Annotated in this window: 25 protein-coding genes; 24 read left to right on the top strand and 1 reads right to left on the bottom strand. The window is 47.9% G+C overall.

From position 1 onward, the window contains the following. Positions 1–18 precede the first annotated feature (18 nt). From H6A12_RS04365 to H6A12_RS04270, 20 genes are all read left to right on the top strand, one after another. A complete protein-coding gene (locus tag H6A12_RS04365) occupies positions 19–369 on the top strand; it encodes a TnpV protein (RefSeq protein ID WP_204445178.1) in 351 nt (116 codons plus the stop codon). 155 nt (positions 370–524) lie between these two features. Beyond that, positions 525–1,145 (top strand): TetR/AcrR family transcriptional regulator, encoded by a 621-nt coding sequence (locus tag H6A12_RS04360; RefSeq protein ID WP_087180068.1) that lies wholly within the window; start codon positions 525–527, stop codon positions 1,143–1,145. Positions 1,146–1,262: 117 nt separating this feature from the next. Then, positions 1,263–3,014: an ABC transporter ATP-binding protein gene (locus H6A12_RS04355; protein WP_345941222.1), complete on the top strand. Its 1,752-nt coding sequence runs from the start codon at positions 1,263–1,265 to the stop codon at positions 3,012–3,014. After that, positions 3,007–4,731 (top strand): ABC transporter ATP-binding protein, encoded by a 1,725-nt coding sequence (locus tag H6A12_RS04350; RefSeq protein WP_204445176.1) that lies wholly within the window; start codon positions 3,007–3,009, stop codon positions 4,729–4,731. The genes H6A12_RS04355 and H6A12_RS04350 overlap by 8 nt, the downstream gene beginning before the upstream one ends. Before the next feature lie 26 nt (positions 4,732–4,757). Continuing rightward, positions 4,758–5,351 carry an MptD family putative ECF transporter S component gene (locus tag H6A12_RS04345; RefSeq protein WP_087180066.1) on the top strand — a complete coding sequence of 198 codons (594 nt, stop codon included), beginning with the start codon at positions 4,758–4,760 and terminating at the stop codon, positions 5,349–5,351. Further along, on the top strand, positions 5,351–6,034 hold the full coding sequence (locus H6A12_RS04340) for an energy-coupling factor transporter transmembrane component T family protein (protein ID WP_204445174.1): 684 nt from the start codon (positions 5,351–5,353) through the stop codon (positions 6,032–6,034). The genes H6A12_RS04345 and H6A12_RS04340 overlap by 1 nt, the downstream gene beginning before the upstream one ends. A gap of 14 nt (positions 6,035–6,048) precedes the next feature. Continuing rightward, positions 6,049–7,461, top strand: coding sequence for an ABC transporter ATP-binding protein (locus H6A12_RS04335; protein WP_204445172.1), 1,413 nt, complete (start codon positions 6,049–6,051; stop codon positions 7,459–7,461). 10 nt (positions 7,462–7,471) lie between these two features. Further along, positions 7,472–7,843, top strand: coding sequence for a metal-dependent transcriptional regulator (locus H6A12_RS04330; RefSeq protein ID WP_204445170.1), 372 nt, complete (start codon positions 7,472–7,474; stop codon positions 7,841–7,843). 475 nt (positions 7,844–8,318) lie between these two features. Next, the gene (locus tag H6A12_RS04325; protein ID WP_204445168.1) at positions 8,319–8,732 is read left to right on the top strand and encodes an RNA polymerase sigma factor; all 414 of its coding nucleotides are present in this window, start codon (positions 8,319–8,321) and stop codon (positions 8,730–8,732) included. Positions 8,733–8,835: 103 nt separating this feature from the next. Continuing rightward, a complete protein-coding gene (locus tag H6A12_RS04320; protein ID WP_204445166.1) occupies positions 8,836–9,288 on the top strand; it encodes an RNA polymerase subunit sigma-24 in 453 nt (150 codons plus the stop codon). A 10-nt stretch (positions 9,289–9,298) separates the two neighbouring features. After that, positions 9,299–9,760 (top strand): RNA polymerase sigma factor, encoded by a 462-nt coding sequence (locus H6A12_RS04315; protein WP_204445164.1) that lies wholly within the window; start codon positions 9,299–9,301, stop codon positions 9,758–9,760. Further along, entirely contained in the window at positions 9,757–10,296 is a 540-nt protein-coding gene (locus H6A12_RS04310; RefSeq protein ID WP_204445162.1) for an RNA polymerase sigma factor, read from the top strand. The genes H6A12_RS04315 and H6A12_RS04310 overlap by 4 nt, the downstream gene beginning before the upstream one ends. Further along, entirely contained in the window at positions 10,236–10,532 is a 297-nt protein-coding gene (locus tag H6A12_RS04305) for a DUF3847 domain-containing protein (RefSeq protein ID WP_204445160.1), read from the top strand. Before H6A12_RS04310 ends, H6A12_RS04305 begins: the two co-directional genes overlap by 61 nt. A 187-nt stretch (positions 10,533–10,719) precedes the next feature. Beyond that, positions 10,720–12,165 (top strand): MobQ family relaxase, encoded by a 1,446-nt coding sequence (gene mobQ, locus H6A12_RS04300; protein ID WP_204445158.1) that lies wholly within the window; start codon positions 10,720–10,722, stop codon positions 12,163–12,165. Between the two features lie 98 nt (positions 12,166–12,263). Then, positions 12,264–12,440 (top strand): hypothetical protein, encoded by a 177-nt coding sequence (locus tag H6A12_RS04295; protein ID WP_171898434.1) that lies wholly within the window; start codon positions 12,264–12,266, stop codon positions 12,438–12,440. Further along, the gene (locus H6A12_RS04290; protein ID WP_087989414.1) at positions 12,421–12,819 is read left to right on the top strand and encodes a cysteine-rich VLP domain-containing protein; all 399 of its coding nucleotides are present in this window, start codon (positions 12,421–12,423) and stop codon (positions 12,817–12,819) included. Before H6A12_RS04295 ends, H6A12_RS04290 begins: the two co-directional genes overlap by 20 nt. Positions 12,820–12,932: 113 nt before the next feature. Continuing rightward, complete coding sequence (locus tag H6A12_RS04285) at positions 12,933–13,667, top strand: phage replisome organizer N-terminal domain-containing protein (RefSeq protein ID WP_204445156.1); 735 nt, start codon at positions 12,933–12,935, stop codon at positions 13,665–13,667. After that, positions 13,664–14,527 carry an ATP-binding protein gene (locus H6A12_RS04280; RefSeq protein ID WP_204445154.1) on the top strand — a complete coding sequence of 288 codons (864 nt, stop codon included), beginning with the start codon at positions 13,664–13,666 and terminating at the stop codon, positions 14,525–14,527. Before H6A12_RS04285 ends, H6A12_RS04280 begins: the two co-directional genes overlap by 4 nt. Before the next feature lie 65 nt (positions 14,528–14,592). Then, positions 14,593–14,763, top strand: a complete 171-nt coding sequence (locus tag H6A12_RS04275; protein ID WP_430623629.1) for a transposon-encoded TnpW family protein — start codon at positions 14,593–14,595, stop codon at positions 14,761–14,763. A 77-nt stretch (positions 14,764–14,840) separates the two neighbouring features. Continuing rightward, positions 14,841–15,206 carry a hypothetical protein gene (locus H6A12_RS04270; protein ID WP_006574342.1) on the top strand — a complete coding sequence of 122 codons (366 nt, stop codon included), beginning with the start codon at positions 14,841–14,843 and terminating at the stop codon, positions 15,204–15,206. A 110-nt stretch (positions 15,207–15,316) separates the two neighbouring features. On the opposite strand, the gene H6A12_RS04265 is transcribed toward H6A12_RS04270, so the two are convergent. Next, on the bottom strand, positions 15,317–15,613 hold the full coding sequence (locus H6A12_RS04265; RefSeq protein ID WP_204445152.1) for a Dabb family protein: 297 nt from the start codon (positions 15,611–15,613) through the stop codon (positions 15,317–15,319). A gap of 109 nt (positions 15,614–15,722) precedes the next feature. Between H6A12_RS04265 and H6A12_RS04260 the strand changes: the two genes are divergently transcribed. The 4 genes from H6A12_RS04260 (at position 15,723) to H6A12_RS04245 (ending at position 19,064) form a co-directional block, all read left to right on the top strand. Continuing rightward, entirely contained in the window at positions 15,723–16,529 is an 807-nt protein-coding gene (locus H6A12_RS04260) for a Cof-type HAD-IIB family hydrolase (RefSeq protein WP_204445150.1), read from the top strand. A gap of 282 nt (positions 16,530–16,811) precedes the next feature. Then, on the top strand, positions 16,812–17,609 hold the full coding sequence (locus H6A12_RS04255) for a hypothetical protein (protein ID WP_204445147.1): 798 nt from the start codon (positions 16,812–16,814) through the stop codon (positions 17,607–17,609). Positions 17,610–17,643: 34 nt separating this feature from the next. Further along, positions 17,644–18,294 (top strand): hypothetical protein, encoded by a 651-nt coding sequence (locus H6A12_RS04250; protein WP_204445144.1) that lies wholly within the window; start codon positions 17,644–17,646, stop codon positions 18,292–18,294. Positions 18,295–18,338: 44 nt separating this feature from the next. Next, positions 18,339–19,064: a hypothetical protein gene (locus tag H6A12_RS04245; RefSeq protein ID WP_204445139.1), complete on the top strand. Its 726-nt coding sequence runs from the start codon at positions 18,339–18,341 to the stop codon at positions 19,062–19,064. The last annotated feature ends 76 nt before the right edge of the window (positions 19,065–19,140 follow it).

The raw sequence follows: 19,140 nt of genomic DNA, 5'->3' as shown, positions 1-19,140 counted from the left end.
GTGCAAAGGAGAATGAACATGAGCGAATTGACTTACACCCGCTGCGGGGATTACTACATCCCCGACCTGAAACTTTCCGAGCAGCCGGAGGTCCCCATCGGTAAGTATGGCCGTATGCGGCAACGCCACCTGAAGGAACACCGGCCCAGCCTTTACAGCAGCTTGATTTTGAGCGAAAAGCTGTACCCGCACCTGTTAGAGATTGACCGGGCAGCGCGTGAACGGATGGACGCCATACTGCCCCGCATGATGGAGGCGGCGGGCGTCACCGAGGAACTGAAAGCCCGTGACCCTATGCGCTGGGTGGGATTGATGAACACGCTGAAAGCGCAGGCGGAGGAAATTATATTGGATGAACTAATTTTATAAACAAGAAGCAGCAGAAATTATTCTGCTGCTTCTTGTTTATAGATTGGCATAAAAACGGTGAGCCAAAACTAACACTTCTCTCTTGCATTCTTATCTCCAATGTGGTATAGTGAATGACGTAAGCTAATTAGATTAACTTACGGGAAGGTTTTTATATGCCAAGAGATAAGACAGATACACATAATAAATTGCTCCCGTGTATTAAGCAGGAATTTTTGGAGCATGGATATGAGAAAGCGTCTATGCAAAATATCGCAAGACGAGCAGGAATTACTGCTGCGGGGATATATCGCCATTTTCCAAGTAAAGAGGCTATGTTTACTGCAATGGTAGAACCAGTCACGAGTGACTTTTTGAAGATGTGCGATGTTTCTATGGAAGAAACATATTCTCGACTTAGTGACGATGATTTCCTCAAAAATTTTAACGAGTTCAGAACGGAAAAAAACAGGGAATCTATTAACTTCATGTATGACAATTATGATGTTTTTCGATTATTACTTGTTTGTTCAAAAGGTACATCTTACGAATCTTTTCAGGAGCGTCTTGTGGAAATCGAAATGCAAGGAATTATTGATTTGTTTGGCGTACTTGAAAAGCGAGGACTGCCGCATAAAACAGTAACAGATAATGAACTTCATATATTGTGTACCACATTTGTCACCGCTCTTTGTGAAACAATTAAACATGAATATACAAGAGAACAGGCATTGAAGCATTTGGACTTCATCGGTAAAATGCTTTACCCTGGTATGAAAGAAGTCCTTGGCTTTTGAAAATTACATAATAAATGACTGCACTGAATTTTAGGGCGTTATCGTCCTAAAATTTTTCTGTTTTATGGGTTAGTTAATGCTAACTAAAATCATTAGCTTATATAGGAGGGATGGACTGTGAAAGTAAAGGGTAGCTTGTATTGGATTTATTCTTTTACAAGCGGATGTAAAGGCAAAATGTTGGTAGCTATTCTATTGGCTGTGATTGGGGTATTGTGTGGAGTGGCACCCTATTTTGCGCTCGCAGGAATTTTGTCGGGATTGGTCCAAAACACTTTAACGGCAGAACGCATCTTTTGCTATGTGGGAATTGCTGTGTTAGGCGAGACTCTTAAAATGTTGTTTAATACGGTTTCCTCTTTGAAAGCTCACAGGGTAGCTTATCATATCTTAGGGAATATTCGATGCAAACTGGCTGAGAAAATGATGCGTGTTCCTATGGGAGTTATGGTTGATACCCCATCAGGTAAGTTGAAAGCGATGGTTGTAGATACTGTTGACAAATTGGAACAGCCATTAGCTCACATGTTGCCAGAGATTACAGCAAATGTTTTCACACCGCTTTGCATTATTATTTTACTTTTCATTTTGGACTGGCGTATGGCACTGGCCTGTATGATTGTGATTCCTATTGGCTTTTTACTCTTAATGGGGCAAATGAAAGACTATAAGAATAGATCTGATAGATATATTGAAGCCAGTAGCAACATGGACAGCTCTTTGGTTGAGTATGTCAATGGAATTGAAGTAATCAAGACTTTCAGCCAAACAGGGAAATCATTCCAAAAATTCTCTGATGCTGTGAAGAATTACCATGATACGACATTGGATTGGTGGAAAAATACCTGGCTATATTCAGCACTTGGATTAACAGTAATTCCTGCTACCCTTGTGGGAGGTATTCCCGTTGGAGCGTATCTTCTTATGCAAGGAAGTATCAGTTTTTCTATTTATATTACATGCCTTATTTTATCCCTTGGAATTGCCGGTCCGCTGATTCAAGCAACGTATTATGCTGATAATTTTGCTGTTGTTGATGCCAGTATCCGGCAAGTAGGAAATTTTCTTGATGAACAAGAATTGGTGCGGCCATCAAAAGAAGTTTTGCTAACAGATGATGGCTTTCATTTTGAGCATGTTTCATTCGGATATGATAAAAAAGAAGTACTACATGATATAACCTTTTCCCCTGTGGCGGGTGGAAAAACAGCCATAGTAGGGCCATCTGGTTCAGGTAAGTCAACCATAACAAAATTGATGGCGGGCTTTTGGGATGTAACTAGCGGTCACATCATTTATGGAGGCCAAGATATTCGCAATATTCCAACAAGCCAGTTAATGAAACACATTAGTTTTGTGTCACAGGATAACTTTCTTTTCAATATCAGTATCAAGGAAAACATTCGAATGGGAAACCCTTGTGCTACCGATGAGGAAGTCCTTGCCGCAGCAAAAGCGGCCAGATGTGATGAGTTTATCAGCAAAATGGAATATGGATACGATACTTTAGTAGGAGATGCAGGAGGAAAGCTTTCTGGCGGAGAAAGACAACGCATCACGATAGCCCGCGCAATATTAAAACCAGCAGATGTTGTAATTCTGGATGAGGCAAGTGCCTATGCCGATCCAGAAAATGAGGTGTATATTGAAGAAGCTATAAATGAGTTGGTAAAAGACAAAACGCTTATTGTAGTTGCCCATCGTCTGGAAACGATTGAAAATTCAGATAAGATTGTTGTTGTAGATCAAGGAAAGATTGTAGCTGAAGGAACACAAAGCGAATTATTAAAAAATTGCGCGCTTTATAAGCGGCTGTGGAACGAGACAATATTAACTTCAGAGCGGAAAAGAGGTGATTGCAATGCTTGAAACCATGAAACGAATTTTGACTATGGCGGGTAAATATCGCCACAAAGTTACAATAGGAATTATCATCAGTCTATTGCACTCCTTCTTTTCCGCAATGGACTTATTTGCCATACTTTATATTTCTTTTTCTATCAATACCCTTACCCAACAGAAAATTGGAGTTGCTGCTGCGATTTTACTTGTGGGCCTTACAGGTAAGATTATTTGTAAGTATCAGATAACTGAACATATATCTGGTTCCAGCTACGATGTCTTTTATGAAAAGCGTTTGGAGGCTGGTGAAAAATTAAAGAGAGCGCCGATGGGTTATTTCAGCGAAAAGAACCTCGGTGAAATCCAGATGGCAATGACTACAGATATGAATGCTTTGGAATCCTCGGCAATGTCTGTTGTAGAAAACATTTTGGGCAGCCTGATCTATGCTGCGGTTTGTACTTTTGTATTGCTTCTTTTTAATTGGAGAATAGGGCTTATTACATTAGCGGGTCTTGGAATCGGAATTCTTTTGCTCCGTGTCGTTCAAGAAAACGCAAAAAAAGTAATGCCAGTACGTTTTCAGGCTCAGGAAGAGATGACAGAGAGAACGTTGGAATTTATACAGGGGAATATGGTTATGCGCCTTTTTGGAACAGGGCGGGATGGTTTGAACAGCGTAAAAGAAGCATTCCATAAAAAACAGGAAGCAGACATTCGTCTGGAAAATACAGCGGTCTGGCCAATCAGCTTTTACAGATACATATTTCGACTGGCGAGCTGTGGAGTAGTATTGATTGCCGCATTGCTCTATGTAAGACAAGAAATGACATTTCCTATTTGTGTTATGTTCCTTTTCGCAGCTTTTCTTGTTTACTCGCAGATGGATGGACTTGCCTCTAATATTGCTCTGCTACGAATTGTAGATACTGCTCTTAGTCAAGTTGAGTCTGTATTGGAAATTCCGGAGATGTCAGGTAATGACACCATAGATAGAATACAGAATTATAATATTGAACTTCATAATATATCCTTTGGCTATGAAAATCGTCCCATCATTCAGAATGTTACATTAAAAATCCCAGAACATCGAGTAACGGCTATTGTAGGACCGTCTGGCTCTGGAAAAACAACTCTATGTAATTTGATTACAAGATTTTGGGATGTGCAGCAAGGCGAAATTATGATTGGTGGCAAAAATATCAAAGAAATAGAGTTTGAGGAATTGATGAAACTGATGAGCATCGTGTTTCAGAAGGTATACCTGTTTCACGATACTATAGAAAACAATATAAAATTTGGAAAACCTACTGCCACGCATGAAGAAGTTGTTGAAGCGGCACGTCGAGCATGCTGCCATGAATTTATCGAAAAATTACCAAATGGATATCAGACAATTATTGGTGAAGGCGGTTCAACACTATCTGGTGGTGAAAAGCAACGTATTTCTATTGCTAGAGCAATCCTAAAGGATGCTCCTATTATCATTTTGGATGAGGCCACATCCAGTGTTGATCCTGAAAACCAGCACGCATTGTTGACAGCTATCAACGAACTAACATGTGGAAAAACGCTGATTATCATTGCCCACCGGCTTTCCACAATCAAGGATGCCGACCAGATTATCGTTCTGGATAACGGGCATGTTGTCCAACAGGGGACACATGAAACATTGCTTCAACAGGATGGCATTTACCGTAGGTTTGTAAAAATACGGCAGACAGCGTCCTCTTGGAAATTATAAAACACAAGGAAAGGATAAAGAGTATTATGGAAAACAACAAACTTAAAGTCAAAGACTTAGTGAACATTGGGATTTTTTCAGCATTGTATATGGCCATCGCAATGGTAGTGATGCTTCCTGTGGGAATCACACCCGTTCTTTGGTTGCTTTGGCCAGGAATCGCAGGTCTGTTCGGCGGAGCATTTTTTACTCTTTTGTTGGCAAAAGTGCCTAAAATGGGATCTGCTCTCCTTCTTGCAATTATCAGCGGTATCCTGTTTTTTGCGACAGGAGAATGCACATGGGTGATTATCGTTACATTTGCTGTTGCCGGCATTCTGGGAGAAATTGCAAGAAAAATATTCGGATATAAATCCTTCAAAGGCATTGCATTAGCTGGCGGTTTTTCTGCGATTGGTTTTATTGGTTCTCCTTTACCTATGTGGCTGTTTCAAGAATCTTATATGAAATCCATTGAAGAAATGGGTATGGGTGTAGAGTATGTGGAAGGGCTACAGTCTATGATCTCAGTTGGCTCATTTATTGGAATGTTGGCGGTTGCTTTTGTTGGCGGTTTTATTGGAACTTTAATTGGACGCAAAATGTTAAAAAAGCATTTTGAAAAGGCAGGAATCGTTTAATGGGTACAATGAAAAAGGGAATTTTGGTTCTTGACCCACGCACCAAAATTCTCCTGCTGTTGGGGATCAATATTTATGTTTTCACAAATAGCTATGTCTGGGCTGAAATAATTGTAATGGCAGCTTTAATTATTCTCCTGTTGTTATGTGGCGTCTATAAGGCTGCCCTAAAAAGCGCGGTTACATATATAACCCTACTTGCAATCAAATACTTTTTGCTGCCATTTTGCCCGGAAATTATATTAACTTCGCTGAATATTGTTGTCATTACTTTCCGCAAGTTGCTTCCCTGCGTAACATTAGCAACTTTGCTCGTTCAGACGACACCTATTCGGTTGCTTATGCACGCATTGCAAAGGTGGCATTTACCTCAGACTGTAATTATACCGTTAGCAATCACAGTGCGCTACTTCCCTACTTTGCGTGAAGAACAACAGGCAATCAGCGATGCGATGAAATTGAGAAATGTACATGGTGTTTTTCAAAAATTGGAGTATATCTATGTACCGCTCATGTTATCAGCCTCGACAACAGCAGATGAATTAAGTCAGGCTATTACTGCGCGTGGTATAGATAATCCACGCCCTAAAACCTGTGCAGTATCTATGCGGTTCCATATACAGGATTATGTACTCTGCTTTGTCGCTATTGTACTTCTTATTATTGCTTTTGTGTTGCTTTAAGAAGGGGGGATTTTATGATAACATTTGAAAACCTGTCATTTTCCTATGGAAATACAGGTGAAGAACAGTTAAATTCCCTTGACCTGCAAATAAAAAAGGGGGAATTTGTCCTTCTTTGTGGAAGAAGTGCCTGCGGTAAGACAACTGCAACCAAGTGCATCAACGGATTGATTCCGCATTTCACAGAAGGAAAATATTCTGGCTCTGTTGTTGTTAAAGGAAAAGAAATTGCCAAAACACCAGTTTATGAAATATCAGAAGATGTAGGCTCAGTTTTTCAAAATCCTAAAACTCAATTTTTTAATCTTGACTCTGATAGCGAACTGGTTTTTGGAATGGAAAATTTAGGAATAGAGCCAAACAAAATAAATGCCCGCGTTCAAGAAGTAGCTCACGATCTTATGATTGAAAATCTGTTGGGTCGAAGTGTTTTTGGCCTTTCTGGTGGCGAAAAACAGATACTTGCTCTCGCTTCTATTTATGCCGTAAATCCGGATATTTATGTCCTTGATGAACCAACGGCAAATATTGATAAAGATGGAATTGACCGGTTGCATGAAATTCTTCTCAAATTGAAGCAAATGGGTAAAACGATTGTGATCTCAGAACATCGCTTATATTTTCTCATGGATTTAGTGGATAAGGCTGTTTATATTGAACACGGCGCTATTCAGAAAGTATATACAGGCGATGAATTTCGTGCGTTAGCGGATTCAGAACGTATTAGGCTTGGATTGCGCTGCTTTACCTTGGACAACGAAAAAGATGAGGTGCCTACGAAGTGTAATTCAGGCATATTGGAGATTGATAATTTATCCGTGAACTATAAAAATAGAACCATTTTCAGCAACGCATCCTTTGCAGCGGCTCGGGGGGATATTATTGCAGTTACTGGACGCAATGGAAGTGGAAAGTCCGCTTTTCTGCGTGTGCTTTGTGGGCTTATGAAAGAAAAAGCAGGAAGAATTGTGTTTGATGGAAAGCCATATCCATATAAGAAGCGCCGAGAATTGTGTTACATGACGATGCAGGATGTTGTCCATCAGTTATTTTCGGATAGTGTATGGGAAGAATTTTCTCTTCTCAATAAAACTGTTGATGAACAGGAAATCGCAAAAATTCTAAGACGACTGGACTTATTGGATTACAAGGATAAACATCCTATGACACTCTCTGGAGGTCAAAAGCAGCGGCTTGCTCTGGCAGTAGCCACTCTTGCAAATAAAGATATCATGATTTTTGATGAACCGACCAGCGGCTTGGATTATGGAAACATGATCAAAGTTTGTGAACTTATCAAAGAGTTATCTTCCAATAGAATAGTATTTGTGGCGACACATGATCGTGAGTTAATGGGATTGTTGTGTACTCGTCGAATGGAAATATCAAATGAATCAATCTCTGTTTACGATCTCACGACTAAATAAGGAGGTTCAGATGAAACTCTATGCGTCCGGGGAGGACTATCTGGAAACCATCCTTGTTCTCCAAAAGAAACTCGGTATGGTACGCTCCGTAGATGTGGCCCGGCACATGGAGGTGTCAAAGCCCAGCGTGTGCCATGCAGTGGCTACTTTGCGGGACGGCGGCTTTCTTACAATGGATGAAGATCACTTTCTCCATCTGACCGATGTGGGCCGCGAGGTTGCCGAAAAAATCTACGAGCGCCATTGCTTTTTTACCGAGCAGCTTATCGCCGCAGGCGTTGACCCCAGGACTGCGGAGGCCGATGCCTGCCGGATTGAACACATCATCAGCGATGAGAGCTTTTCGCGGCTGAAAGAGGCAGCCGAACAGGAGCAAGAATAAACCGAATAAGCCAAGCTATCCTGCCCCGCCAGACGGGGAAAGAAAAAAACCGTTGCAGGGCAGGTAGCTTCGTGCGCTCATTCTATACTTCTATCCAGCGGCGGTTTTGAAAAATCAAGGCCGCCGTTCCTTATGCCCTCGACAAAGGAGTGACGCCTATACGCTGACACGGCGGCCCACGGAGGGAGCCGCCATGAAGCACACTGACCGCCGACAAATTCAGACGAACTTTGCACTATCGTCAAAAAAATCCCGGCCACCGAACAGCCCCCGTCTGGCAGCCAGTGCGAAAATTGTCACAATGTAACTGAATACCGTGTTTTTTGCGCTCGAATAGCTTTCTGCTGTCCGGGCGTTTTTTCATACCTATGGGGCCGGAACATCGGGCCAGCATGGCCCGAACCCAGCCCCCGGTGTCGTTCCCCGCCGCCCCGTTCAGATTTTCCCGCAAAAAATCTGAACGGAGGAAAGGCAGATGGAAGTCACCATCTATTACAACGGACAAGCTGTGGCCGTGGAGGTCACGCTGGAAGTCTATGAATTTCTTGACCGGGCCGACCACAAAGCCGAAAACCTGTCCCATGAGCAGCGGCGGCACTGGGATGGCCGGGAGTTTGACGAATACATAGTTGCCACCGAGGGCGTGGGTATCTACGGTGAAACGCCGGAGGATTACCTTTGCCGCAAGGAAACACTAGGCGAGCTGATGGCCGTCCTGGACACCTGCACCGAGGCCCAGCGCCGCCGGTTCCTGCTCTATGCCCTGGACGGGCTGACCCTTACGGAGATCGGGACAGTGTGCGGCTGCTCCAAAGTATCCGTCTATGAAAGCATTGACGCGGTTCGGAAAAAATTTTTGAAATTCTTTGCGAACTACCCTAACGAATGACCCCTTTTCGGGCTACCAAGTGAAAGGGATTGTTTCCCTTATCCCAGCGGGAGGCGGACAGCGGACAAGCTGCCCGCCTCTCCCATTTTCAGGAGGTAAGCCTATGAAAACAATCAATCTGCGGTGGATTTATCCCCACTACCGGCACGACGAGTTTGTGGAGGTCAGCGACGAGGTTTGGGAGGCCATGCGACAGGCCCAGCGTGAGATGAACAACTATGAGCGCCGGAAGGTCTACCACCGCGCCTGGTACTCTCTGGACGCATATAGCTGGACGGAGAACTACGCGCTGGAACACGGCAGATCGCCGGAGGAAATCCTTTTGGAGCGCGAGGAACGGGCCGCCCGCCTGCGGCTGGTTACCGCCTTGCCGGAGGCCCTGGCCCATGCCACCCCCACCCAGGCTCGCCGCATCCGGGCCTACTACATCGCCGGTATCAACCAGCCGAAAATTGCCCGGATGGAGGGCGTACACAGCAGCAAAGTCAGCGTTGCTATCCGGCGGGGCCTGCGGAATATGCGCCGCTGCTATGACGGCCTTTTCCCGTCAGAATGAGGGCGGGCCTATGCAGACCATCAACCTCAAGCAATATTACCCGTTCTGCACCGAGGACACCTTTGTGGAGGTGTCGGATGAAATTGTCGAGGCGTTCCTGCTGGACAAGCGGGCCGAGGCCGCCAGGGAGCGCAAGATGTACCGCTACAAGGCGTTTTACTCCCTTGACTGCAATGATGGGATTGAGAACGCCGCCATCGGCTGGGCGCAGCCATCGCCGGAGGATTGCCTGATGGAAAAGGAGGCGCAGGCCGAATATGCCGAACTGCTCCGGCGGCTCTATGAGGCCCTTTCCTCTTTGCCCCCAACGCAGGCCCGCCGCGTCCATGCCCGGTATATGCTGGGGATGAAAGTGAAGGACATTGCCGCGATGGAGGGCATTACCCCATCCCAGGCTGGGAAGTCCATCCATGCGGCGCTCCGGCGGATGCGCCGGTACTTCATACGCCGGAAATGGACAAGCGGCCTATGAAAACCATCAACCTGAAAAAATACTACTACCCGATTTGCAAGAAAGACACCTTTGTGGAAGTGCCGGACGAGGTTGCAGACACCATTGTGGAGGAAAGCCGCGCAGAGAACGCCAATGACGCAAAGCAGCACTATCACTGTTATTCTCTGGACGCTTCACCCGGCATAGAACACCATTTCCCGGAGCAGGCCGTTTCCCCGGAAGATATTCTGATGGAGAAGGAAACGGAACGGGAACAGGAGGCCGCCCGCGCCCTGATGATGGAACGGCTCCGGGAGGCCCTTGCCACACTGACGCCCCGGCAGGCGAGTTGCCTTCATGCCCGGTTTTGGGAGGGCAAGCCCTTCAAGGAGATTGCCGAGGCCGAGGGCTTTACCACATCGGCTGCCATTGTCACGGTACGCAACGCCATCATCAAGTTGCAAAAATATTATATTAAGCGCGGCTGGATGGAGCCGCCAAAGGAGAAAGCGATATGCACAAAGACCACACCGCCCAAGCGAAACCGAAAAAAGACGAGCGCGAAGAAGTCCTGAAGGAAATCCGGCAGCTTGAGAACCGCCAGAAGATTTTGGAGAACAAGCAGCGTAACGAGGAACGCAAGGCCCGCACCCGCCGCCTGATTGAGCGCGGAGCCATTTTGGAGGGCATTTTCCCTCTGGCCCCCGACCTTTCCGGCGTAGAGGTCAAAGCATTCCTGATTGCCCTGTCCCATCTTCCGGGGGCGGCGGAACTGGCCGCAAAACTGCCGAAATCCGGGGACAAGCCGTAAGTCCCTTGTTTACAAGGGCGCACTTATACACCGTTGCCGGTGTCGTGCGCCCTGCCGGGGGCTGTTGCGTACTTCGTCCGCGATGGGGAGCTACACTCCCCAAACCCCTTGTGCGCCCCGCGCAGCCAAACACCCGCTTCGCGTCTGTTCGGCTCCACGGAGCCTGAAATATCCCCGCCGAAAGGAGGTGCCACCCATAGATTTTTGTCATTTTCCCGTCAGTATCATCAAGCGCAGCGAGGGCCGTTCCGCTGTTGCCGCAGCCGCCTACCGAAGCGGAACCAAGCTGACGAATGAATGGGACGGCCTGACCCATGATTACACCCGGAAGGGCGGCGTTGTCCATGCGGAAATCATGCTGCCCGCCCACGCTCCGCCTGAATTTTCAGACCGCTCCACCCTCTGGAACAGCGTGGAGCAGATCGAGAAAGCCAGGGACAGCCAGCTTGCCCGCGAGATCGAGGCGGCTTTGCCCCGCGAACTGTCCAGGGAACAGCAGCTTGCCCTTGTCCGGGCCTATGTGAAGGACAACTTTGTGGACAAGGGGATGTGCGCCGATTTTGCCATCCATGACAAGGGAACCGGCAACCCCCATGTTCATATCATGCTGACCGTCCGGCCCCTGAAAGAAAATGGCGCATGGGGCGCAAAGTGCCGCAAGGCATACGACCTGGACGAGAACGGCCAGCGTATCCCGGATGGGAAAGGCGGCTGGAAGAACCACCGGGAGGACACCACCGACTGGAACGACAAAGGGAATGTGGAGATTTGGCGGGCGGCATGGGCGGCCTATACCAACCGGGCATTGGAGGCCGCCGGTCAGCCTGCATTGGTAGACCACCGCAGCTACAAGCGCCGTGGCATTGATAAAATCCCCTCTGTCCACCTGGGGCCAGCGGCCAGCCAGATGGAGAAGCGCGGCATCCGCACAGACAAGGGGGAAGTCAACCGGCAGATCGCCGCCGACAACAAGCTGCTGAAAGAAATCAAGGCCCGCATTACCCGCCTCTACAACTGGTCGAAGGCCGAGGCCGAGAAGCCGGAGGGCCAGCAGCCCAGCATGGTTGACTTGTGGGAGACCCAGCAGCAGCTCAAGCGGCCTGACACCCGCACCGGCAAGATACGGGCTTTGCAGGAGAGCGCCGCCCTGTTCAATTTCCTGAATGCCAACGGCATCCAATCCATGCAGCAGCTCCATGAAAAAATTGCCGACATGAATACCCGCTACTATGACCTGCGGCGAGAGATCGTTAAGGCCGAGCGCCGGATCGCTGTCCTCACGGAGCGGGGGGAGATGTGGGCGCAGTACAACGAGTACAAGACCGTCCATAAGCAGTTTGCCAAGGTGAAGCCGGAGAAACGGGAACTGTTCGAGCAGCGCCACAGCCGGGAACTGATCCTCTATGACGCGGCGGCCCGGTATCTGAAAGAACTGAAAGCCAGCGGCGAAGAAATCAACCCGAAGGAATGGCGGCGTGAGATCGACCTGCTGACCGCCCAGAAACAGGTAGACAGCATCGACATGAAAGCCATGCGGGAGGAGCTGAAAGCTGTGGAACGGCTCCGCAAGGCCGCCGACCAACTGGCCCGCCAGGAACGGGACAAGCCCCGCGACCGGGGGCCGGAGCGGTAAAGGGTACGGCGTTTTACCGACCCCTCACGGGGGTGTCATGTTTCGTGACACCCTTTACGCAGAACTGTCAACATTCACTCATGGAAGGAGATTATCCTATGAAGCAGATTATTTTACCTGTCACTGTTCACCTGAATATCAATCTGCCCCTTGCCCTCTTGCAGCCGGAACCGGCAGACGCGCCCACCGGCCCGGAGCCGGAGGCTCATGCCTGCCAGGGCTGCGGCAACTGCGGCGGGTGTGGGAAGTGCCAGCATGAAGAAAAGCAAGCCTGAACCCATCCCCGTCATGGACTACCGCCAGTACCGCAGGGCGCGGCGGCTGGTACATGAGTGCTGCAACTATGACGGCGGCCACTGTATCGCGCTGGACGACGGGGAGGAATGTGTCTGTGTGCAGTCCATTTCCTACTCCCTGTTGTGCCGGTGGTTCCGGGCGGCGGTGCTGCCGCTGGACAGGGAACTGGAAACGGCCCTGTTCCACCGCTTGGACGCCAAACGGTGCGCCGTCTGCGGGGCGCTGTTCACCCCCGGCTCCAACCGGGCTAAATACTGCCCGGAATGTGCGCCGAAAGTCCACCGGCGGCAAAAGGCCGAGTGCGAACGCCGAAGGAGGGTACAGCGTGGACAATTAGAGGGCAAAAACCCCTTGTAAATCAAGGCTTTTTTTGAGGGTGTCGCTGGGGGCCTGATAGATTTATCCTCTGCCCCCCAAAACGGCCCTCTAAATGCGTACAGAAGCCCAAAACGAACCCCAAGGAGGAACCCATGTCAGACAATCGAAAATATTACTACCTGAAACTCAAAGAGAACTATTTTGACGATGACTCCATCGTGCTGCTGGAAAGTATGCAGGACGGTGTGCTGTACTCCAACATCCTGCTCAAGCTGTATCTGAAATCCCTGAAACACGGCGGGCGGCTCCAGCTTGACGAGAATATCCCCTACACGGCGCAGATGATCGCCACCATCACCCGCCAGCAGATCGGCACTGTGGAGAGGGCCTTGCAAATCTTCCTGAAGCTGGGCCTTGTGGAAGTGCTGGACAGCGGCACTTTTTACATGAGCAATATCGAACTGCTGATCGGCCAGTCCTCCACCGAGGCCGAGCGAAAGCGGGCGGCGAGGCTCCAAAACAAGGCTCTTTCCGCGCCCCGGACAAACGGCGGACATTTGTCCGACATTCGTCCACCAGAGATAGAGATAGAGTTAGAGAAAGAGATAGAGATAAAGAGAGAGATAGAGAAGGGACACCCTGCCCGCGCCTATGGCCGTTACCAGAATGTTTTCCTGACGGACGAGGAACTGGCAGACTTGCAGGCCAGCTTTCCCACCGTATGGGGCCAGTACATCGAAAAGCTGTCCGAGTACATGGCCTCTACCGGCAAGCAGTATCAGAGCCATGCCGCTACCATCCGCCGCTGGGCCAGCGAGGATGCCAGGAAAGCAGCCCCGCCCACCCGCAACCGGGATTACAGCGTAAAGGAGGATGAAACCGTATGATGGAGATTACCGCAGAAATCCGGGCGCTGATCGACAAGGCAGCCGCCGGTGTGGAACTGGCCGGGGACGAGTACATAGACCCGGCAGACGGCCTCATTCACTGTAAGAAGTGCGGCGGCCAGAGACAGACCGTTGTGCCATGCTTTGGGAAACCGGGCTACTTCATGCCCCGCTGTATCTGCCAGTGCCAGCGGGAGGCCGAGGAACAGCGCAAGGCCGCCGAGGAACGGCAGCGCCGCATGGAGCGTATCAAGCGCCGGAAGGCCCAGGGCCTGCAAGACCGCTATCTGTATGACTACACCTTTGCCAACGACAACGGCCAAAATCCCCTGATGGACAAGGCCCGCGCCTATGTGGAGAACTGGAAGGAGGCATACCGAAACAACACTGGCCTGCTGCTGTTTGGGGATGTGGGAACCGGCAAGTCCTTTTTCGCCGGTTGTATCGCCAACGCCCTGCTTGACCGGGATGTGCCGGTGCTGATGACGAACTTTCCCACCATTCTGAACCGCCTGACCGGGATGTTCTCCGAGGACAGGGCCGACTTTATCGCCAGCTTTGACGAATACGACCTGCTTATCATTGACGATTTGGGTGTGGAGCGCAGTACCGAGTATGCGATGGAGCAGATGTTTTTCGTCATTGACAGCCGCTACCGCAGCCGCAGGCCCATGATTATCACCACCAACCTGAAACTGGCCGAACTCAAGAACCCGCCCGACCTGGCCCACGCCCGTATCTATGACCGTATCCTGGAACGGTGCGCCCCAATCCTCTTTGCCGGGAAGAACTTCCGGGAGGAAAACGCCGGGGCCACCAAACAGGCGGCGAAAGGCATTGTAAACCGTAAGAGCGACTGATTGTTTTGCCGGACGATATAGCCCCGTCCGGAGAAAGGAGCGCCATGAGCGAAGAAACCCGTACCATGCAGACCGCAGACACCACCCCGGCCAGAGCGCCGGAGGACGCCCCCGCGCTGGTAAAGAAAATCGGCAAGACCACCTACAAGGTGCGCGTCCATTTCAGCAATACCAGCACCGAAACCATGAGCGACAAAATCAAGCGTATGCTCAAAAACGAGATACAGCAGATGTGACCGGCTGATAAAGCCAGCCGCCTTGTGTTAAACTGATGATGGTACACACCAAAACTTTAGCCAAGGAGGACATGAAAATGCTGTACACAGAAAAAGAGAAAAATGAGATTGAGCGCGTCCGCAAAGTGTTTGAGAAACATATCCAGCAGATGACCGCTTATGATTTGGTTTGGTCGGACAAGGTCGGCTATGTGTGGCTGGCAATATCTATCGACCCGGTCTATATTGATACCGGCAACTGGATAGAGTCCGCTACTGGCCTTTGTTATGAGTGCTTGAATGATATAGCACTGGATGTTTTTGGAATGACCGGAAACGACCATGACTTCGAGGACGCCGATCCGCTGGAACTGGCCGAGATTAAGCGGCGCTGGAAACCCTATATCGACCAACTGCCGGAATATGCGTACCTTTGCGACGAACTGTTAAGCAGGAGAAAATAACCCATCTGCAAAAGTGTCAGGAGCTAAAATCTGCTTCTGGCACTTTTTTTGTGGCTTTTTCGTGAATTTGATTAAAAAGTCCTTGACAACTCGTTTCGGGATTTTTATGTTTATACGTCGTAATCAACGCAGGCACGTTCTACTGCCCACTGACCGATGATTTGTTTGACCGCCACATGAATCGGATTTGTCTGGTACGCCTCCTCTGCTTCACGCGAATCAAACGTACATAAAAGCGATACATCAAAATTGCCCGGCTTATAATTTTTGCGCAGTTCAATCTCCAAAAGACCGTCGATTTTGCCGATCATGTCGTCAAACTTTTCGCGCAGAAGCTGCACTTTGCCGTCAAAATCGTTCGCTTTTGCCTCATCACTCATCTTCCACATGACAATATGTCTGACCATAAAAAACACCTCCGTTTTGCTTTTCAGTATAGCATATTTTTTAAAATCTCACAATCCCGATTGCATTTGACGCATCCGCGTGGTATCATGAAAATGAGGAGGAATGCACATGAATGAACTCAAAAAAACGTTTTTATACTCGGATATGGACGGCACACTGCTGACCGGCGCCAAACTGGTTACACAGAAAAATATCGATCAAATCAACCGGTTTGTTTCGCTCGGCGGACAATTTTCCGTTGCAACCGGCCGCAGTGAAGTGATTGCCGCGCCATTTCTTTCAAAGCTTCCTGTCACCCGTCCTGCAATTGTTTATAACGGCTCTGCTGTCTATGATTTCGATAAAAAAGCGTTCCTGCACCGTGAGGAGGTGCCCGCCGATCTTGTACACCTGTGTGTCAAAACGGCAATGGAAGTATATCCGAAAGTCTGCGCAGAAGTTTACACAAACGGCATGATCGAGCTTTTAAACAAGGACTGTGTGATGGATCATTATATTCCGCGTGAAAATCAGCCGTATTGTTATGCATCGCTTGATTCGTTCGGTTTCTGCATGAAGCTTTTGATGTATGGTGAAAACGAAGAACTGCACAAAGTAGAACGTGCGATTTACGAAGTAACCGGCGGAAAAGGATTCCAGTCCACATTTTCTGCGCCGTATTATTTTGAAATCCTGCCGGAAGGTGTGTCGAAAGCGTCAGCGCTTTCCTGGATTTTTGAGCACACCGACGTCGAACCCGCACAGACAGCGGCAATCGGCGATTTTTACAACGATGTGCAAATGCTTTCACTGGCTTCGCTTTCGGCCGCTCCTGCAAGTTCACCGGAAGACGTCAAAACGCAGGTAAACTTTGTGGTTTCCGATAATGAACATGATGCCGTCGGTGATTTTATTGATCGATTTTTAATTGTCTGATTGTTATGAAAAACATCTGTGATGCCAATACGCATTGCAGATGTTTTTTTATGCCAAAAATCACTTGAACTTTATGAAAATCCGGCGCTCATTTTTTAAAAAAGCCGACAATATATACAAAAAAAGATGTTGATTTTTGGCAATACACGAATTGAAAGCATTTGACAGACAATATTTTGAAACGTATAATGAAATTATAAATATTGAGAGAAGGTGAACCCCATGCACGAGGAGGATTATTGGCATTCATAGCATTAAATGTTTAATGGGAGGTATTAAGAAATGAAAAAGATCGTAAGTATTTTGCTGGTTGTGACATGTCTATTTACAGCAATGATTTTTCCGAACACCGCATCAGCCGAAAACGAATACAAGATTTTATTTAAAAACGAAGAGGTAACCGATACAGAGGGGTTACTTAATTTGTATAAGGCACAGGAACGAGTAAAAACCTATAATGCGCTCATGGAAAACGAAAACCTACCCCTTACAGAAACAGAAGAAGACCCAAATCAAATTACAGTTGGACAAATTTTAGAGGCAAGAGAATACAATGACGGCAGAAAAGAATACACCGCTGCTGTAACAGGAATATCCGCAATAAAAGACGGTAAACTTTTAACCGCAGCAGAAATTTATGATGAAGCGTTGCAAGAGTCTGGTCAATCAGGAAGTGTAGTTGTTCGGTCAAAAGTGTATGTCACTTTTTACTATGAGTATGGACTATTTGTTCGACTCGACAAAGTTTCCGCAACACTCACAAACAAAGGAACTTTAGACTTTGTCAATGCAAGATTGGTATATGGCGTTATATTGGACTTTGGCGTTATCTGGGAAAGAGATGAAAAAGATGTGGGAATGGCATTAAACACTGAGTATTCACTTTATAACGCTAAATACCCCTACTATATTCGGATTGATCACTTTCCTCCGGATCAAATGTCAGGTGGCTGCGATATCTATATAAATCGTCCTGCTGAGGGTGAGGAGGTACCTCTTCCTTCGCGGAATCCTGATATACGAATTGATTTTAACAGCCTAGAAATCAGAGACTTCTGTTACTCATTCCTGCCGGGCTAAGGACAAAACCGCTTGAAACATGGAGGTGTTTTTTATGAAGATCAGAAAACTTCTCTGCATTCTCTGCGCATTTTCGATGATCCTTGCACTGACTGCATGCAACAGCGATTCGACACCAAAAGACGATAAAAACGGCACCGGCGAAACGGACGACTCCGCTTTCACGTTTCAATTAAACGGAACAGACTGCAGTGTCTATGGCGGCAACGACAAGCTTTCCGAATATCCGGAGCCGTACTGCTCGCTCAAAAAAGGTGAGAACCTCAAAGCCGGCATCCAGACGACTGTCAGCTCCGGCTTGAACAAGCAACCGTTCTATAAAGTCTGGCTTACCAATGATCAGGAAACCGACTGCGCATACAGCGACGCCAATATCAGCAGCTTTTTCATGCTGTGCGGCGAACCGGGCGATATGGTCTGTCGCGGTGTAACCTTTGGCCAGACGAAAGAGGAAGTCGACAAACTCGCAAATAAATACCCAAACATTGGCTACGGCTCTAATCAATATGAGTCAACGCTTCGTTCCCTGCTCTTCAACAAATTGGGTGAAAATTGGGCGGATCAAATCGAAGAGGAATATTACGTCTATCCAAACTGCGGTCCGGATGGACTTGACTTCTATCTGTATGTCGCATTCCTTGACGGAAAGGTATATGCAATGGCTGCGGCAGCATTCTATTATTAAATCCCATGAAGCACAGCGTTTTTTCTCACATGGAGGTGTTCTTCATGAAAATCAGAAAACTGCTTTGCATTCTCTGCGCATTTTCAATGATCCTTGCACTGACTGCATGTAATAATGGCCAGACATCCACGCCAAAAAGCAATGAAAACAGCACCGACGAAACAAGCGATCAAACATCCACGCCAGAGGATACTGAATACCAGCTCGACAGAACACCTTACCCGGAATCAGCGTTTCAGCTGTATGGAAAGGAATGCAGGGTCGCAGCAGAAGGTGCCAAACTTTCTCAATATCCGGAGCCGTACTGTTCGCTCAAACAAGGCGAGACGATCAAAGCCGGCGCTGACGCAGAGATCAGAAACGACTTTGCGGAACGCCCGTTTTATAAAATCTGGCTTACCAATGATCAGGAAACCGACTGCGCATATACTGACGCCTGGGTATCGAGATTTTTCCTGTTGGGCGGCGAACCGGGCGATATGGTCTATCACGGCATCACCTTTGGCCAGACGAAAGAAGAAGTCGATAAAATTGCGGATTCAAACCCGAACATTGGCTATAGTTCCAACGCAGATAAGGAACTCCTTCTCAAAGTGCTGTTTAACGAAGTGGGCGATGAATGGGACAATCGAATCACAGAGGAGTATTACATCTATGATGACATCGGCCGGGACGGACTCGGCTACAAACTGTATGTCGCATTCCTTGACGGAAAGGTCTATGGAATGGCACTCACTACACATTTCAGCGCGATTGATCATCTGTTTTGATCATATGCTCCTGCGTATGTGAACTGGTTTCTTTTCCGCTTAAAAAGCAAATAAAAAAGCACAGGGAAAATTCCCT

This window comes from Merdimmobilis hominis, assembly GCF_016901855.1.
Lineage (GTDB): Bacteria > Bacillota > Clostridia > Oscillospirales > Ruminococcaceae > Paludihabitans.
Note: the sequence above shows the minus strand (reverse complement) of the source record. Positions and strands in the feature narration are given on the sequence as shown.

Coding starts and splice junctions, on each gene's coding strand:
- H6A12_RS04365 (WP_204445178.1), top strand. CDS start 19: ATGAGCGAATTGACTTACACCCGCTGCGGGGATTACTACATCCCCGAC.
- H6A12_RS04360 (WP_087180068.1), top strand. CDS start 525: ATGCCAAGAGATAAGACAGATACACATAATAAATTGCTCCCGTGTATT.
- H6A12_RS04350 (WP_204445176.1), top strand. CDS start 3,007: ATGCTTGAAACCATGAAACGAATTTTGACTATGGCGGGTAAATATCGC.
- H6A12_RS04345 (WP_087180066.1), top strand. CDS start 4,758: ATGGAAAACAACAAACTTAAAGTCAAAGACTTAGTGAACATTGGGATT.
- H6A12_RS04340 (WP_204445174.1), top strand. CDS start 5,351: ATGGGTACAATGAAAAAGGGAATTTTGGTTCTTGACCCACGCACCAAA.
- H6A12_RS04335 (WP_204445172.1), top strand. CDS start 6,049: ATGATAACATTTGAAAACCTGTCATTTTCCTATGGAAATACAGGTGAA.
- H6A12_RS04330 (WP_204445170.1), top strand. CDS start 7,472: ATGAAACTCTATGCGTCCGGGGAGGACTATCTGGAAACCATCCTTGTT.
- H6A12_RS04325 (WP_204445168.1), top strand. CDS start 8,319: ATGGAAGTCACCATCTATTACAACGGACAAGCTGTGGCCGTGGAGGTC.
- H6A12_RS04320 (WP_204445166.1), top strand. CDS start 8,836: ATGAAAACAATCAATCTGCGGTGGATTTATCCCCACTACCGGCACGAC.
- H6A12_RS04315 (WP_204445164.1), top strand. CDS start 9,299: ATGCAGACCATCAACCTCAAGCAATATTACCCGTTCTGCACCGAGGAC.
- H6A12_RS04310 (WP_204445162.1), top strand. CDS start 9,757: ATGAAAACCATCAACCTGAAAAAATACTACTACCCGATTTGCAAGAAA.
- H6A12_RS04305 (WP_204445160.1), top strand. CDS start 10,236: ATGCACAAAGACCACACCGCCCAAGCGAAACCGAAAAAAGACGAGCGC.
- H6A12_RS04295 (WP_171898434.1), top strand. CDS start 12,264: ATGAAGCAGATTATTTTACCTGTCACTGTTCACCTGAATATCAATCTG.
- H6A12_RS04290 (WP_087989414.1), top strand. CDS start 12,421: ATGAAGAAAAGCAAGCCTGAACCCATCCCCGTCATGGACTACCGCCAG.
- H6A12_RS04285 (WP_204445156.1), top strand. CDS start 12,933: ATGTCAGACAATCGAAAATATTACTACCTGAAACTCAAAGAGAACTAT.
- H6A12_RS04280 (WP_204445154.1), top strand. CDS start 13,664: ATGATGGAGATTACCGCAGAAATCCGGGCGCTGATCGACAAGGCAGCC.
- H6A12_RS04275 (WP_430623629.1), top strand. CDS start 14,593: ATGCAGACCGCAGACACCACCCCGGCCAGAGCGCCGGAGGACGCCCCC.
- H6A12_RS04270 (WP_006574342.1), top strand. CDS start 14,841: ATGCTGTACACAGAAAAAGAGAAAAATGAGATTGAGCGCGTCCGCAAA.
- H6A12_RS04265 (WP_204445152.1), bottom strand. CDS start 15,613: ATGGTCAGACATATTGTCATGTGGAAGATGAGTGATGAGGCAAAAGCG.
- H6A12_RS04260 (WP_204445150.1), top strand. CDS start 15,723: ATGAATGAACTCAAAAAAACGTTTTTATACTCGGATATGGACGGCACA.
- H6A12_RS04255 (WP_204445147.1), top strand. CDS start 16,812: ATGAAAAAGATCGTAAGTATTTTGCTGGTTGTGACATGTCTATTTACA.
- H6A12_RS04250 (WP_204445144.1), top strand. CDS start 17,644: ATGAAGATCAGAAAACTTCTCTGCATTCTCTGCGCATTTTCGATGATC.
- H6A12_RS04245 (WP_204445139.1), top strand. CDS start 18,339: ATGAAAATCAGAAAACTGCTTTGCATTCTCTGCGCATTTTCAATGATC.